At 48.7% G+C, this 16,490-nt stretch carries 12 protein-coding genes, 1 tRNA gene and 1 pseudogene; 1 reads left to right on the top strand and 13 read right to left on the bottom strand.

The genetic code is table 11. From position 1 onward, the window contains the following. Nucleotides 1-7: 7 nt before the first annotated feature. From infB to AB840_RS08855, 12 genes are all read right to left on the bottom strand, one after another. Nucleotides 8-2,725 (bottom strand): translation initiation factor IF-2, encoded by a 2,718-nt coding sequence (gene infB, locus AB840_RS08910; RefSeq protein WP_048514489.1) that lies wholly within the window; start codon nt 2,723-2,725, stop codon nt 8-10. After that, nucleotides 2,726-3,052, bottom strand: a complete 327-nt coding sequence (locus tag AB840_RS08905) for a L7Ae/L30e/S12e/Gadd45 family ribosomal protein (protein ID WP_048514488.1) — start codon at nt 3,050-3,052, stop codon at nt 2,726-2,728. It lies immediately after the preceding gene. Further along, the gene (gene rnpM / locus AB840_RS08900) at nt 3,049-3,309 is read right to left on the bottom strand and encodes an RNase P modulator RnpM (RefSeq protein WP_048514487.1); all 261 of its coding nucleotides are present in this window, start codon (nt 3,307-3,309) and stop codon (nt 3,049-3,051) included. Before rnpM ends, AB840_RS08905 begins: the two co-directional genes overlap by 4 nt. 10 nt (nt 3,310-3,319) lie before the next feature. Beyond that, nucleotides 3,320-4,462 (bottom strand): transcription termination factor NusA, encoded by a 1,143-nt coding sequence (gene nusA / locus AB840_RS08895; protein ID WP_048514486.1) that lies wholly within the window; start codon nt 4,460-4,462, stop codon nt 3,320-3,322. A gap of 14 nt (nt 4,463-4,476) precedes the next feature. Then, the gene (locus tag AB840_RS08890; RefSeq protein ID WP_048514485.1) at nt 4,477-4,938 is read right to left on the bottom strand and encodes a ribosome maturation factor RimP; all 462 of its coding nucleotides are present in this window, start codon (nt 4,936-4,938) and stop codon (nt 4,477-4,479) included. Between the two features lie 136 nt (nt 4,939-5,074). Further along, entirely contained in the window at nt 5,075-5,755 is a 681-nt protein-coding gene (locus tag AB840_RS08885; protein WP_234984827.1) for a hypothetical protein, read from the bottom strand. Between the two features lie 10 nt (nt 5,756-5,765). After that, a tRNA-Leu gene (locus tag AB840_RS08880) sits at nt 5,766-5,850 on the bottom strand. Between the two features lie 8 nt (nt 5,851-5,858). After that, on the bottom strand, nt 5,859-6,338 hold the full coding sequence (locus AB840_RS08875; RefSeq protein ID WP_407657322.1) for a lytic transglycosylase domain-containing protein: 480 nt from the start codon (nt 6,336-6,338) through the stop codon (nt 5,859-5,861). Nucleotides 6,339-6,445: 107 nt separating this feature from the next. Beyond that, nucleotides 6,446-7,057, bottom strand: a complete 612-nt coding sequence (gene coaE / locus AB840_RS08870; protein WP_048514483.1) for a dephospho-CoA kinase — start codon at nt 7,055-7,057, stop codon at nt 6,446-6,448. Between the two features lie 11 nt (nt 7,058-7,068). After that, nucleotides 7,069-7,887, bottom strand: a complete 819-nt coding sequence (gene mutM / locus AB840_RS08865) for a bifunctional DNA-formamidopyrimidine glycosylase/DNA-(apurinic or apyrimidinic site) lyase (RefSeq protein WP_048514482.1) — start codon at nt 7,885-7,887, stop codon at nt 7,069-7,071. An 8-nt stretch (nt 7,888-7,895) separates the two neighbouring features. After that, nucleotides 7,896-10,475 carry a DNA polymerase I gene (gene polA / locus AB840_RS08860; RefSeq protein WP_048514481.1) on the bottom strand — a complete coding sequence of 860 codons (2,580 nt, stop codon included), beginning with the start codon at nt 10,473-10,475 and terminating at the stop codon, nt 7,896-7,898. A gap of 15 nt (nt 10,476-10,490) precedes the next feature. Further along, nucleotides 10,491-10,883, bottom strand: coding sequence for a hypothetical protein (locus tag AB840_RS08855; protein ID WP_048514480.1), 393 nt, complete (start codon nt 10,881-10,883; stop codon nt 10,491-10,493). A gap of 187 nt (nt 10,884-11,070) precedes the next feature. Between AB840_RS08855 and AB840_RS08850 the strand changes: the two genes are divergently transcribed. Beyond that, nucleotides 11,071-11,532 (top strand): nucleoside deaminase, encoded by a 462-nt coding sequence (locus AB840_RS08850; protein WP_048514479.1) that lies wholly within the window; start codon nt 11,071-11,073, stop codon nt 11,530-11,532. A 178-nt stretch (nt 11,533-11,710) separates the two neighbouring features. On the opposite strand, the pseudogene AB840_RS08845 reads toward AB840_RS08850, so the two are convergent. After that, nucleotides 11,711-16,438, bottom strand: a pseudogene (locus tag AB840_RS08845) (TonB-dependent receptor plug domain-containing protein). Between the last annotated feature and the right edge of the window lie 52 nt (nt 16,439-16,490).

Raw genomic sequence — 16,490 nt, 5'->3', positions numbered from 1 at the left:
CCTCACTTTATTCCGCCGCGACTTCTACCATTTCATACGCTTCAATTTCATCGCCTTCCTTGATATCGCGATATTTTTCGAGCGTAATGCCGCATTCGTAGCCTGCAGCAACTTCCTTCACGTCATCCTTAAAGCGGCGCAGCCCGTCGATTTCACCTTCATGAATAACGATGCCGTTCCGGATAAGACGGATTTTGGCAGCACTTGTAATCTTGCCTTCCTTAATATACGAACCACCAACAATGGCCTTCGGTGTTGTAATGATCTTGCGGACCTCTGCCCGTCCCATAATGTGTTCTTCGTATTTCTTTTCCAGCATCCCTTTAATAGCCGCTTCAACATCATTGATGGCATCATAGATGACACGGTACGTACGCATATCGACATTTTCGTGTTCAGCAGCTTTCCGTGCCGAAGCATCCGGCCGAACGTTGAAGCCGATAATCAGTGCATTGGACGCGGAAGCCAGCATAATATCCGATTCAGTAATCGCGCCGACGCCGGCATGAACGATGGCAATACGGACTTCGTCACTCTTGATCGCCAGAAGCGACTGGCTCAGTGCTTCTACAGAACCCTGTACATCCCCCTTGACAATAAGAGATAATTCCTTCAGCTCGCCCTGCTGTATCTGGTTGAACAAATCATCCAGCGTAACCTTGGCATTGACATGCAATTCGGAGGAGCGCTTCTTTTCCAGCCGTTTATCAGCAACCGTGCGAGCCAACTTTTCATCCGTCGCATTGAGGATATCTCCGGCTTCCGGCACTTCGTTGAGGCCGAGAATTTCCACCGGTATAGACGGCTCCGCCTTCTTTACCCGTTCTCCCCGTTCGCTCGTCATTGCCCGGACCTTGCCAAAGCACGTACCTACAATAATGGTATCTCCCACATGCAGTGTCCCTTTTTGTATAAGAACAGAGGCTACCGGACCACGGCCTTTATCCAGCTTGGCTTCAATAACAACCCCCTGCGCCGGCCGATCCGGATTGGCTTTCAAGTCCAGGACTTCGGCAAGGACAAGAATGTTTTCCAACAACTCATCAAGACCGATCTTCTTGTGCGCTGAAACGGGAACCACAATGGTATCACCACCCCAATCCTCACTGACCAGACCGTATTCGGTAAGCTGCTGCATGACGTGATCCGGATTGGCGCCTTCCTTATCAATTTTGTTGATAGCAACGATAATCGGCACGCCGGCAGATTTAGCATGATTGATAGATTCGATGGTCTGCGGCATAACACCGTCATCCGCCGCTACAACAAGAACAGCAATATCCGTTACCTGCGCCCCGCGGGCACGCATAGCAGTAAAAGCTTCATGCCCCGGTGTATCCATAAATACGATTTTTCTACCGTTATACCGCACCTGATACGCACCGATATGCTGCGTAATGCCGCCGGCTTCATGACTGGTCACATTCGTCTGACGGATCGCATCCAAAAGACTGGTCTTACCATGATCAACATGGCCCATAATCGTGACAACAGGCGGACGGCCCTTAAGCGTTTCCGGCAAATCAACGATTTCTTCAATTTCCGTAGGATCCTCAGGCGGTGCTTCCTTCGTAACCGTCACGCCAAATTCATCAGCGATCAGAGAGGCTGTGTCAAAATCAATTTCCTGATTAATCGTCACCATAATGCCGCCCATCAGGAGCTTTTTAATGACCTCAGCCACTTCACGGCCCAGTTTTTCCGCAAAATCCTTAATAATGATTGTTTCCGGCAGCGTAATCGCTTCGGGATAATTTTTCTTTCTCATCGGTTCCATTCCCGTTATATCACGCTGATTAGATTGATTTCGCTGATTATGTCTGTTGTTTTTATTTTTACCCTTATTCAAAACGTTAGATAACAACGTGTGCGGTCTGCTGGCCTTTACAGCGGTATTATTTTTCGTATGAGGTCCCCGCTTGTTTTTCTTGGGATCATTGCGGTTTTCACTGCCCTGCTGCGGACGGCCAAAATATTTTGTCCGTTTCCCGTCATTCGTGCGGTTCTGCTGACTGCTGTCATTTTTCTTATCCGGCGTGCTGCGGTTCTGACTGCCCTGCGCATTCTGACCGGGCTGACCGCTGCGGTTGTTCTGCCCATTTCGATTTGCAGGGGTACTACGGTTATTCTGTCCGCCGCGGCTGTTCGGTGTATTGCGGCTCTGGCTATCCCGATTTCCCTGGGCACCGCGATTCTGTCCATCACGGCTGCTCTGCGTGCTGCGGCCCTGGCTATCCCGCCCCTGCGTATTGCGATTCTGGCCATCACGGTTGCTCTGCATTCCTCGATTTTGACCGTCACGATTTCCCTGCGTATTGCGATTATTCCGGCCGTCACGGGAATTTTGCGTATTCCGGCTGTTCTGCCCATCGCGGTTTCCCGTAGCCGTCTGTCGTCTGGCACTATTCTGCCGGTCTTTATTATCGGCATGTCCTGGCTTCTGCGCCGATTCTGTCTGCTTTACATTTCCGCTCTGACCCTTCATTTGATTAGAACGGCTGCCGTCATTTATTTTACGAGTAGTATCTGTCATCACGTTGCTCTCATCAACTCCCTGTTTTTCCATTTTTTTAGGTGATTTAAAGGACTTATCCAAAATATGTCCCATGGTATCGTCAATACCGGTAAAATTACCAGCTTTTATGTTGTGCTCTTCCAATGTCTTGATGATCGCTTTAGCGGAAACACCATATTCCTTTGCAGCTTCGTATACTCTTTTCGTCATCTAGTTACCCCCTTTGTCCATCGCTCTCATCGCTTTCTCTATCGCCCTGGCAAAGCCTGCGTCAGTCAGCAGAACGACTACATTCTGCGTTTTTCCCACAGCCCGTCCCAATTCTTCTTTTGTAAATATATCTATAACCCGGATGCTCTTGCGTTCCGCCAAACGGCGATACTTTTCCACATTGTCATCGCCGCCATCCCTTGCTAAAAACAACATCGGCACCGTACGTTTTTTCAAATGGCTTACAGCAGCAAAATCACCGCAAACCGTTTTACGAGCCCGGCAGGCAAGCCCCAGAAGATTTCCAATCTGTTCACGGGAGGTCATAACAGTTCCTGTTTCAACGCGGCATAGATTTCGTCGGATACTTTCGTTTTGAGCGACCGTTCCAAACGGTGTTCCTTGTAGGCCTTTTCCAGACAGGCCTCATTTTGACAGACGTACACGCCACGACCTGATTTTTTACCTGTTTTATCGATTTCCACAGCTCCCTCGGGTGTGCGGACGATACGGATCATTTCTTTCTTGCTCTTCTGCTCCTGGCAGCCGGCACAGACGCGAAGAGGTATCTTCTTTTGTTTCATGGAGCGCCTCCTACTTCTCGGCTTGTTCCGTATCGGCTTCATCAAACGGACCCGCCAAATCACTGAGAATATCCATATCCTGATCGGATGCTGGTGTATCCGGTTCTTCAGCCGGCAGCTCTTCCGCCTGACTTTCACTCTTGATATCGATCTTCCAGTTCGTCAGCTTAGCGGCCAAACGGGCATTCTGACCTGCCTTGCCGATAGCCAGCGATAATTGATAATCCGGAACGACAACACTGGAGGACTTTTCCGCTTCGTCAACAGTTACGGAAATAACCTGCGCCGGACTGAGAGCATTGGCAATGTAAACAGCCGGATCGTCATCCCACTTGACAATATCAATTTTTTCATTCTGCAATTCCGTTACAATATTTTGTACGCGTGTGCCCTTCGGGCCTACACAGGCACCAACGGAATCAACATTGGCATCACGAGAATATACAGCAATTTTAGAGCGTCGTCCCGGTTCACGGGCAACTGACTTCAATTCAACAACGCCTTCATAAATTTCCGGTACTTCTAATTCAAACAACCGTTTTAAAAGACCCGGATGCGTACGGGAAACAAGTATCTGTGCTCCCTTTGTCGTCTTGCGCACTTCCACTACATAACATTTAATGCGTTCGCCGACCGTATAGGTCTCTGTCGGAATCTGTTCCGATACGGGAAGAACCGCCTCTGCCTTTCCTAAGTCGACATAGACATTCTTCTGCTCGATCCGCTGAATAATCCCGGTAATAATATCATCTGTGCGATTGGAAAATTCATCGTAGACAATACTTCGTTCTGCCTCACGGAGACGCTGAATCATGACCTGCTTGGCCGCCTGTGCCGCGATACGTCCGAAATTGGACGGCGTAACATCGACATTGACAATATCCCCCGGTTCATAATCAGGATCCAGTGCTCTGGCATCATCCAATGAAATCTGTGCATGTGAATTCTCCACCTCTTCCGATACCGTTTTTGCAGCCATAATGCGGTAATCCCCGGTCTGACGATTTAATTCTACTTCCGCCAGCGGATTTGAACCGGGTTCCTTTTTGTATGCCGTAATCAGCACGGCCTCCAGAGAATCACAGATAACATCCGCCGACACACCTTTTTCCTTGGACAAATAGGCAATAGCATTAAGCAATTCTTTATTCACGTTTACAACCTCCACTAAAAATCAATATGCAACCTGATTTGTGATATTTCCTTCATATCGATCGTTTCTTCATTTCCATCCACGCGTACTGTCAGCATACCGTCAGCGCTCTTCCCGGCCAAAACGGCGACCATATCCTTAGTTCCCTGATAGGGCTTAAAGAAATGAATATCCACATCTCTTCCGGCATAGCGGATAAAATCCTTGTCCTTTTTCAAAATACGATCCAATCCCGGCGACGATACTTCCAGCAAATAATTATCGGTAATGGGATCCGTCTCATCAAGCACAGCACTCAGCTTTTCACTAACTGCCTGACAATCGTCCAAGCCGACACCGCCTTCTTTATCGATAAAGACACGCAAATACCAGTTTTTTTCGCGTACATATTCAACATCCACCAATTCGAGCGCCGTGCCTTCAATAATCTGTTCTACTTCCTGTGCGATCAATTCTTCAATTCGTTCACGTTTCATAGTATTCACCAGCTATCTTTCAAAATAGTATGGGTAAAAGTTAAGAGTGGGCGTACACCCACTCTTAACAAAAAAGCCTAAGTTACTTTTAGTATACCACCTGTCAACCCATGTGACAACGCTGACGGCCTATAAATCAATCCATATCGGCCAGTATCTCGTCCAAGACGGGCAGCAGGCGCTTTTGCAGTGCCGACTGCAAATCCCTCAATGACTCGCTGTCAAAATCATGAACCAGATTAGGAAAATTATGAATGCGCCGTTCGGCAAAAAAATCATCGCGCAATACATTATACATCACCGACAGTCCGCTTTTTGTTTCCGCATTATAATATGACAAAACCATGTAAGAGCCATTAATAATGCGCACAGCCTCGTTCGGCTTGACAAGACGCCGGAACCCCTTGTATTCTTCGGGAAGAAAGGAATCCCACGCGACAGCGGGCAATCCCTTATTTTGAAGGATAACGCTGAAATTACGGCACCGGTCTACGTAGTAGGTCTGTATAATACGGGGAAGGCGTTCCTCCACCATAGCACGGAACTGATCAAAGACATCCGTAATGAATTCAATAAGAGCAAATTCCAGCATGCCAATATCCGTGCGGATGGAAAACTCGCCGGAAGCCGGGTTGAAAACAGCCCGGACAGTCCAGCCATTCCGGTCATTCCGGTATATAAAGATAAGATATTCCTTGTCCTCATCCTGTTCCCGAATCATCCGACGTTCTTCCGATAACTGAAAATCTCCCACCTGAAGTGGGAGAACAGTAATGATATTCCATTGTTTGAGTGTTTCAATCAATGTCTCATTCATAAGGTAAGTGTGGTGCGGTTGGCGGGAGTTGAACCCGCACGATAATTAATCACTGCCGCCTGAAGACAGCGCGTCTGCCATTCCGCCACAACCGCATAATCAATTAGAAACCATAAAGTTGATTGTACTGTTTTTCGTTCAGCAAAACTATTCTAACATATTCCCGCGTTTCTGAAAAGGGTATTTCTTCGATTTTCGAAAAATCTTTTTTCCACCCATATTGCTTCATCCACGAATCGACATGTCCCCGTCCGGCATTATATGCCGCCAGCGCCAGTATCTTATTGCCCTCGTATTCTTTCAGCAAATACGCCAGATACCAAGTGCCCATCCGGATATTTGTACGCACATCATTGAGCCGTTCCGGCTGGTAATCAGACAAATTCATTTCTTCGGCGATCCAGTCTCCCGTATCCGGCATGATCTGCATCAGGCCCACAGCGCCGCGGTGAGATGCCGCCGTCCGATCAAATTTGCTTTCCACTAAAATAACAGATGCTACCAAAGCAGGTTCGACATGTTCTTCATATGCATACTGCCGTACCATGTAATCATATTGGAGAGGATAAACAAACTCCCGCATAACTGTATCCTTCCAGGAAAAAAAATAGGATACAGAAAAGCATGCCACTATGACCGCTATGATAATTTTTCCTTTAGTGTTACTTTTCCGTCTCAATGCATTTTCCCCTATAGATTTCGAATTCGGGACATCAACAGATCCCATTGAAGACGCACTTGTTCTTTCGTGTTTTCCAAAGAACCGGCATTATCGATGATCACCTGTGCCAATGACCGTTTTTCATCTATGGGAAGCTGAGCCTGTATGCGTGCCAACGCTTCACGTTCCGTAAAATTGTTCCGTGCCATCAGCCGTCTGAGCTGTGTTTCGGGATCCACGTACACGAGCCATGCTTCATCAACGTACGAATGATATTTTACCTCAAAGAGCAGGGGCATGTCAAGAAAAAGAAATAATCTTTTTTCAATTTTCTCGATCCGCCTTGTTTCATCGGCAATCTGTCGATGAATAAAAGGAAATAAAATATCCTCCAATTCCTTTTTGCGGGACGGTTCCTGAAAAACGATGCTGCCGATATAGGCCCGATCCATCGTTCCATCAGCCAGCAGCGCCTGCGGGCCAAAAGCCTGACGCACTGCAATCAGCCCGTCAGACCCCGGCGCTGCGGCCTGACGGGCAAGGATGTCACAATCGATAACCGCAGCCCCCCAGGACTTCAGTATAGCGACAACGGTGCTTTTTCCCGACGCGATCCCGCCGGTCAATCCAATACGATACATGCGTACCCTCCTTATTTCTGGCAATGCGGGCAATAGCGTGTCCCCCGCCCTGCCAGCTTTACGTATTTGATAGGCTCGCCGCATACGGGACAGGGCTTGCCCTCTCTGCCGTATACGCAAAGAAAATCCTGATTATGCCCTGCGCTGCCTCTGCCGTTGATAAAATCCCGAATCGTCGTACCGCCATTTTCCAATCCCGTCCGCAGTACCTGAACAACAGCATCATGCAAGCGTTCACTATCTCTTCTGCTGATGCGGTCACAACGCCGGGACGGTCGGATATGGGCCTGAAAAAGAGCCTCGTCAACATAAATATTGCCCAAGCCGGCCACGGCCGTCTGATCCAGCAAAAACGCTTTGATTTTCCGATGACTCCCTTTCAAGGCCGCCTGTAAATACGGTACGGTGAATTCCGGGCTCGTGCCGTCAGGTCCCAGAGAATCATAGCCGCTGATGCCTGTTTTCCCTTGAGAAGGCACCAGCCACAGACATCCCAGCGTCCGTATATCCCGGTATGTAAGACAGCCCTTGCTGAGCCGAAATAAAATCCTCCGGGCCGGGACATCCCGACACGGCTCTTCATACAAAAGACTCCCCGTCATCCGCAGATGCACCAGCAGCGACACCGCCCCGCTGCACTGCACTCGAAGATACTTTCCCCGACGCCGGACAGACTGGATCATCTGCCCTGTCAACGCCGCAGCAAACTCCTCAGCCGTGGCATTTTTAATCAGCCGCGGCAGAAATATTTCAATATTCTTTATATATTGTCCTGAAACGCACCGGTCTATATAAGCCCGGACCGTCTCTACTTCCGGTAATTCTGGCATTATTCCTCCTATTTTGCCTCTTCCCAGTTAGCTCCATAATGAAGATCGACGATAAGGGGTACGGAAAGTGTTACAATATGCTCCATTTTATCCTTCAATATTTTTTCTACTTCCTCCCGTTCCGCTGCCGGGATCTCCAGAACCAATTCATCATGAACCTGCACAAGAAGATGGCTTTTGAGCCGGCGCTGCTCCAGTTCACACTGCACCGCATTCATCGCCAGCTTGATAATATCAGCGGCACTGCCCTGGATCGGCGTATTCATAGCCGTCCGTTCCGCAAAGGAACGGCGCGTAAAATTCGTACTGTTGATTTCCGGAAGATTGCGGAGCCTTCCGAACATGGTTTTTGTCACGCCGGTGCGGTGCGCCTCCGCCACGAGCTGGTCCATATATCCGTGAATCGTGCTGTATCGCTTGAAATACGATTCGATATATTCCTTTGCCTGCTGGCGTGATATGGAAATATTACGGGCCAGACCAAAATCGCTGATACCGTAAATAATGCCAAAATTGACGGCCTTGGCATGAGACCGCTGTTCCGGCGTGACCTCTTCCCAGGGAATGCCGAACACCTCCGACGCGGTGCGCCGGTGAATATCCTGATTTTTTAAAAAACCGTCTACCATTGTCGGATCCTGGGATAGATGAGCCAGCAGACGCAGCTCAATCTGTGAATAATCGCCGGAAAGGATGTAATCGTAGCCTTCTCCGGGCACAAACAACGACCGGATTTTCCGGCCCTGTTCCGTCCGGATAGGGATATTCTGCAGATTAGGATCCGAACTGCTCAGACGCCCTGTAGCCGTCACCATTTGATTAAAGGTCGTATAAATACGGCCCGTCTCCCGGGAAATGAGGGGTTCCAATCCATCCAGATAGGTGGAAATTAGCTTTTTAAGGGCCCTGAAGCGCAGTATTTTTCCGATGACGAGATGTTTGTCCATGAGGGCCTCTAAAACGGCTGAGTCCGTCGAATAGCCCGTTTTTGTCTTTTTGATAACTGGCAGATTCATTTTTTCAAACAAAATCACACCCAGCTGCTTTGTCGAATTGATGTTAAAGGTCTCTCCGGCATCCTCATAAATTTCCTCTTCAAGATGGTCTGCCTCCAGCGACAAGTCATGGCTCATGTCCATCAGCAGCGCCCGATCAACGGTAAATCCATTCATCTCCATCGCCGCCAGCGTGTGGATCAGCGGGATTTCGATATCCGTATACAGGCGCATCAGACCTGCTTCTTCCAGCTCTGCCGCAGCCTTGGGCCATACAGTATAGGCAAACCAGGCATCTCCGGCAATACGGCGTACGCTGTCCTCTGCCGTTTCTGACAGGGGCACGGCAAACTTTTCCGACAAATATGCCAGTCCATACGCAGTCCGTGTAGGATCAAGCAAATATGCCGCAAGAATAATATCAGCCAGAGGCAGCTGCTTCTCTGTATATACGGAAACCACCTTGGAAAGACGTTTGCCGTCCGTCGTAATGACCCGGTCTGCTGTTGTCAGGGCGGTAAGATACTCCCCGTACCGGTCCGGCGGCACGATAAGAACACCTTCCCCGACAGCCAGGCTCAGTGTTTCCAGCGCGGGAGCCGGAACATCGGAAACGTATACGGCTTCGGCAGCGGTAAGCCGGCCCGCAAGAGACGGCGGCGGCAGCTGCTCCGTGGTCAGCAGAACCAGCGGCTGAACCGGTACCGCCGCTTCAATAGAGGAAAATCGATCAAACGCGGCAAACCGTTCCAGCAGGTTTTTAAAGCCCAAACTGCGAAACAGCTCAGCCACATCCTCCTCGCGGGGATGCGGCAAAAACATATTGAGGGTATAGGCAATGGGCACATCGCAGCGGATAGTAGCCAAATTTTTGGACAACATGGCTTTATCCTTATTATCAGTAAGATTTTCCTTCAGCCTCTTGCCCTTCACATCATCCAGATGTTCATACACGCCCTCTACGCTCTGGAACTGGTCAATCAGCTTAAACGCTGTCTTTTCACCAACGCCGGGTACGCCGGGAATATTATCTGCCGTGTCACCCATGAGCGCCTTCATATCAATGACCTGAGACGGCGTATAGCCGTACTCCTCCTGCATCACAGACGGGGTAACATCCAGCATGTTGGTAATGCCCTTTTTGGTCAAATGCACGGTAACGTGATCGTCAACAAGCTGCAAGGCATCCCTGTCGCCGGTAACGATGGAAATATCCAGGTTCTCCGTCTCCATCTGACGGGCAATCGTGCCGATAATATCATCGCCCTCATATCCTTCCAATTCCAGAATATGGATTCCCAGACAGGACAACACTTCCCGCACCAGCGCAAACTGCGGCCGCAGCTCATCCGGCGCAGGCTTGCGCGTTGCCTTGTAGCCATCAAATATATCATTGCGGAACGTATGCTTGTCTTTATCAAACGCAACGGCAACATACTGCGGATTAAGCTGTTCATACAGCTTGAGCAGCATATTCAAAAAACCATAAACTGCGTTTGTATATCGTCCCTGACTATCCGTCAGTGTAGGAATCGCGTAAAATGCCCGATACAACAGACTGCTGCCGTCAATAATCACTAATTTTTCTTTCATATAATCCTCCCGGTACTAGCGGTGAAAAAGCGCTTTTAAAATATTATACACAAAATAAATCACCAAAGCCCCCAGCAAATACGGCATAGCCATAATCAAAAAGCCAAGCGCACTGACAATGATCGACAAAACACAAAAAATAATAAATCCCAGCGCCAGCTTGACCCGCCAGGATAACCCGGCTGTATAAAAATGGACGCCCGACTGTGCCTGCTGCCGCGCCGACTGCTCTTCATATACACTTTTTTCATCGCGTACCGTCCCGTCTTCCTCGATGGTCTGACCGCGAAAGCTATCCCGTTCCCTATCCGACATGATTCTGGCCCGTTCCTGTTCGGCAGCGCGATGGCACGCGTCACATAATCCGTCATCATATACGGCTTCTCTATCACAATTACGACATTTCATAGTTGTCCTCCTAAAAATTTCTGATGCAGTACTAGTCAACAATCTATCAGTACTATTATAACGTAAATTGCCCGCCGCCAAAAGAGGGGAAATTTCTTGGCATTTTATAATAAACCTAAAACGGCATGGAAGCCTGTATGAAAAACATGCTATAATGACAGCATATAGAAGGAAAGAAGGTGTCTGAATGAATTTCATGCAGGAAGCAATCAAAGAATCCGAACAAAATCTGGAAACCGGTCACGGCGGTCCTTTTGGTGCCGTCATTGTCAAGGACGGTCGCATCATAGGCCGCGGGCACAATGAAGTCATCAAAAACAACGATCCTACGTGCCACGGGGAAATACAGGCCATCCGCGACGCCTGCCGGCAGCTGGGAACCTATGACCTGACAGGCTGCGAGCTCTATACCTCAGCCGAACCATGTCCCATGTGCCTGTCCGCTATCATCTGGGCCAACATAAAAACGGTATATTATGGCAACAGTGCCAAAGATGCCGCCGCCATCGGTTTCCGTGATGATTTTATCTATCATTTTATCGAAACAGGCTGTACCGATACCTCCGTCATGATCCTGACACAGATGAACCGTGACGAGGCAATCAAGATTTTCCAGCAATATGCGGATAAAAATATGACAATTTACTAACGCCGTGCATACGAACTAAAGATATATGCCTCAGAGATACGCCAGAACTGCTCTTACGGCACATCCCCGCTGCTTGCATGAAAAATCAGGACGGCATCGTCGTGAGCGCCAGCTCATAACGATGCCGTCCTGATTTTTTATGAATAAAAGAAACGTACCCCGCGTTATACCGGCGTCATTAAAATTTGAACGTAGCCTGCACCCGCGTATAATCGCCTAACGTAAAGGTTTCCGGCCCGTAGAGCGTATCCCGCTTGCCGATACCCTTGGCGCCGAAGGTGTAGAAGGCTTCGAGCAGAAAATCCTTGGCCGGGACATAGCCGCCGCCGATGGTAAAGGACTTGATGCCGTCCATGTAGCGATCCGGCACGCCTTCCGTGCCATTGCCGCCGAAGAAAGAACCGTGCTGGAAATATTTGTAATCCGCAAAAGCGTTCCAGCTGCCCGGTTTGTCCGTATCCGCCTTGCCGATATCGATGCGGGCCACCCAGAACCGCGGCGTACCGCCGTTGGACCGGCCGGCGATGTCGAAGTCTGACGTACCGGATTCATGCTGATAGATTGTATTGCCATTCATAAAGCGGCCGAAGTCCGTGCGATTCTGGCCCCAGTCGTAGGACAGGCGAATGTTGTCGCCGATGCGCCACGTCGCGCCGAGACCGATGACGTTGGCCAGCTGATCAAAGGACGCCACGTCGTTATGATCACCGTTGGCATAGGCGATGGAATGGGTGTCGTCACCGACAGACCGCAGATACCACGCCTGGACGCCGAAGTCGTCGCCGAATTGGTGCTTGGCTTGGGCGAAAACTGCTTTGTCAATAGGCGGGATCTGATCCTGGACGAGGACGGTTCCCCATTGCGGCAGAAGAATTCCCATAGCTTCCAACAAATGCAGCTGCATTTCACTTCCGTCTTCCGGGCTCCACCCCGCCATGATTTTTATAGCTTCAAATAATGTAGCCGCCATATCTCCGTGTGTCGTATGTCCATCCATACCTACCGCAAACTCCTCAGTCAGACGTTTCCAGGAATGGTAACCTTTAAGAGAATAATCCTTATTCCACAAAGACTGAGAGGCCTTATCCCTTGCTTCCTACCGGGCATCCTCTCCTGTGCCAAACCAATTGAACTCATCTTGATTGATCTTATCTGTAGAAATAACCATGCCCCGTTGCGTTATCAAAGGTTGCAGAATCTGGCTGCCCTTATATTCACCATATCCTAAAAATTCTTCTTTAAAGTGGTATTGTCCAGGTGATAAAAGAAAGCTTTCATTATTAGATACTTTCCATGTATAGTCTGCGTTTTTTTCCAAAGAACCAGACAACTTATCCCATATCTTTCCCGCTTCATTCTGGAGCTTCTCTTTATCAAAGAAATCAGCAAATGAAATTTTATCGCTTTGATTTGATTGGGAACTAGCCATGGCCAAATAGGTGCCTACGGGATTCCCCTGCATATCTGTAACGGTTATCTTTTTCCAGGCAAAGGTATTAATAGAGAACCGTTGGGTTTCATTTATTATGGTATTATAGGTATCTGGCGCATCCTTCTTGATAATTTCCAAATACTGATTTAGGATCTTTTTCTGTTCTTCTGGCGTAGATGCTTCAGCCAGCTTTTGATATAATCCGTCAAAGCCAGGCTTGGAGACGACCATATCACTAAATACGCCGTCATACGGATAGTTCTTGCTGCTGTCATACCCCAGCCATTCATATTTAGTCGGCGCCCGCATGAACAATTGCCGCGTAGCATGCGTATAGGCAGAATCATTGATGCCAGTACTGCTGCCGAAGTCGCCGTAGCCCAGACGCACCTGATTCTTGCCGCTGGTCCATACGGCCCGGCCGCCGTCGTATTCCTTGCCAAACCAATAGCCCGTCGTTCCCATTGGTTCCGTCAATCGCCCAATGGAGAAATCCCACTTTTCAGCATGCTGGGTTACGTCAATCGTATCCACTCGCTGGTGGTTCAACCCCTTGGAATCACTGACGTCATGTTTCGTATCGACGCCGCTCATGCCGGAAGCGCTGCCAAGGAGTATCACATTGGTATTATCACCGATACGGGCTTCAATACCCGTATGAAGGCGCTGTTCGAAACCATGCTCAGACTTTTCCAGAACATTCTTATAGGCCGTGCCGACACTAGCTGTCGGCGTGACACGCATTTCCGACGGCTTGATTTTCCCGGTAAAGGAATTCCACCTGGCCCGGTAATCACCGATGAATTCGACACCCTCTTGTTTTTCCGTGTCAAAAGGGGCTTTAATGAACCAATCCGTATCACGAAGCTTGGCACGAATCGATTTCTTAGCTTTTCCCACCGTCTTCGCTGCCGGTCCGTTGTCCTGTCCATCCGCACCAAATTTTAAATTGACACCGAATTTATAGACCCGTTCCATAAAAGCCTGATCGTCATCACGGTGATTAAACAGGTTATCAATGCCAACATATACGGTAGAATCCTTAGATAGCTCCTTCTGAATAAGGAGATTCCACAGTCCAAAGGTTTTCTTCTGATAAGACCAGTCACTTTTATCCTTATAGAAGTAATGCACCTCCTTGTCACCAGATTCCATATAATTGCCGTTGTTGGTAATGCTGTTGCTGTCAAGCATGTGGATATAGTAATCGCCCCACAAAGAAGCCCGCCAGCCTTTGTTTTCATAGGTAATGCCAATATCAATTTTATGCTGCGGCTTATCGAGCAGCTGTTCCGGCATATCGGGATCACTCTTGTTTATAGCATGGAGATACGTATACCCCAGCTTCCCTGACCAGTGGTCATCGAATTTTTGCTCAATCTGCGCTTCTACACCGGTAATTTCAGCTTTGCCGATATTTTTAAAACTGTAAATCATATCCGGCGGCGCCAGAAATTTGACAATAGACGCGCCGGGATGGAAATCCATGATCTCTCCCGTAAAATAGGTGCTCATGTAGTCCTTAATCCGATTGTGGAATACATTAAGCCGCGCCGACGTTTTACCGGTTTCCCCTTCTATTCCCACATCAAAATTAACTGATTTTTTCGGTTTCAGATAGGGGTTACCGACCCAGTAATAGCCCAGGCGGCCGATTTCATCGCCTAGTCCCGGTACATGTCCGGCCGGCGTGCCGGCATACATTTCCCAGTTATAATACAATTCTCCCATGCCCGGTTCCGTATAACCTGTGCCGATATTCGCTTTGAAACGCCGGTTTACCCTGCCTCCCAGGTTATGAGTTAATCCCATGTTAAAGGTAGCATTGGTACCGAATAAGTCGCTGTGATCGATGCGGACAATGGGAGAGAGAATCGTATTGGGGTTGAGCTGCCACGTATCCTGCACATAAAAATTCTGCTTTTTCAATGTCACGCGGCCTATAGTTTGGCGGTTCTGCCGCAAATTGTATTCTTCTTTAAACTCTTTGCCGTTAAACCTGGAAACATAACTAAGACCCGTCTGTTCAGCCTGCTTTTTCCAAAAATCATTGTAATATGTATCAATAAGGACACCAGCAGCCGTAAATGAAAGATTAGGATTCTGCGCCTTCAGCTGTGCCGCAAATTCATCCCGCCGGGCAATAACATCGGACGACGCACCATAGGCATATGCACCGTATTTAATGTAATCATCATATGTAAACGCCGGCTTTCCCTGTCCGTTTTTTGCACCGTAATATTCGTAATCCTGATCATAGTAAGGAATCCCTTTGTCATTGAACGCCATGGCATAGTCGTGCACATTGGATGACGGCCCCATATCGACGGGATTAGCCCCATCCTGTACAAGCCAATTTTCCTTCAGGTTTTTATCGTATGCCCAGGGATCAATATAGCGGGACTTCGTATCCGGCGCATTTTTGATGCGGCTGCCTTCGCCGGTTTCCTTCGTATAGCCGAAACCATAAGTCAATAAATGGGAATCATTGATCTGTGTATTGGCTGAAGCCTTAATATTGTATTGCTTATGCATGATATTATCGACATAGTCCAGGGTATTTTTTCCCTGATATTTGGAATTGGCATATAACGTCGTAAGGGTAATGTCGTCTTCATTCATTTTGGCATAATCCACATCAAATTTCCAATCCGTACTGCCGCCGTTATTGCCTGTATAGGTCATGCGATAGGTACTGCGATCCAGATCTCGTTTGAAATGAGTCTGCGGCGCGGCGTCAGAATGTTTGATATTACGCTCCATATCTTCTTTTGTTTTATCCATGTTAAAATCGATTTTATTACGGTCGTTGATCTCATACGAACCGGACATGCCTATATTTTTGATATCGCCGTAATACCGCAGGGAATTGCGTACCTGTCCTCCGTTCAGTGAATCACCATACTCTTTCACGCTATATACAGGCATGATCTCCCGCTTACTGCCATACACGGCGGCCCGGAATTTCCCGATCTGACCACTGTCCGCCCGCAGGAAGAAGTTCTGATAGGGGAAGATATCGCCGTCCTGCTTGGCTCTCTGGCCTTCCACATTCACCTGGAGACCCGCCGTCTTGGCCGCTTTCTTTGTGATGACGTTGATGACACCGCCAATGGAGTCAGACCCGTATTTGGCCGACGCTGCTCCCTGGATGATCTCTATATGATCTACGTTTTCCGTACCCAGACGCTGCAATTCATCGCCGGCGCCGCTGTACTTGGCAAAATCCCCCATGACGGGCTGTCCGTCGATGAGGATGAGCGTATGGCGAGGTTCGGCGCCGCGAATGGATACGGTGACACGACCCATGGCGTCCACTGTCCGGGATACGCCGGTCTCGCTGAATATGATATCTTCTACGGATTTCGCCTGCTTCTTGGCAATGTCTGCCGCCGTGATGATCATCGTCTGCTGGCTTTCCATCTTGGCTTCCTCTTTAGCCTTGTCCGCCTCCACGACGACATCCCGTGTTATTACCCAATTATTGCCCCCCCCCCCCCACTGGACTTTCTGCTGCCATGACGGG

The organism is Megasphaera cerevisiae DSM 20462 (assembly GCF_001045675.1).
In the GTDB taxonomy this organism is placed as follows: domain Bacteria; phylum Bacillota; class Negativicutes; order Veillonellales; family Megasphaeraceae; genus Megasphaera; species Megasphaera cerevisiae.
This window is presented reverse-complemented; position numbering and strand designations above follow the sequence as displayed.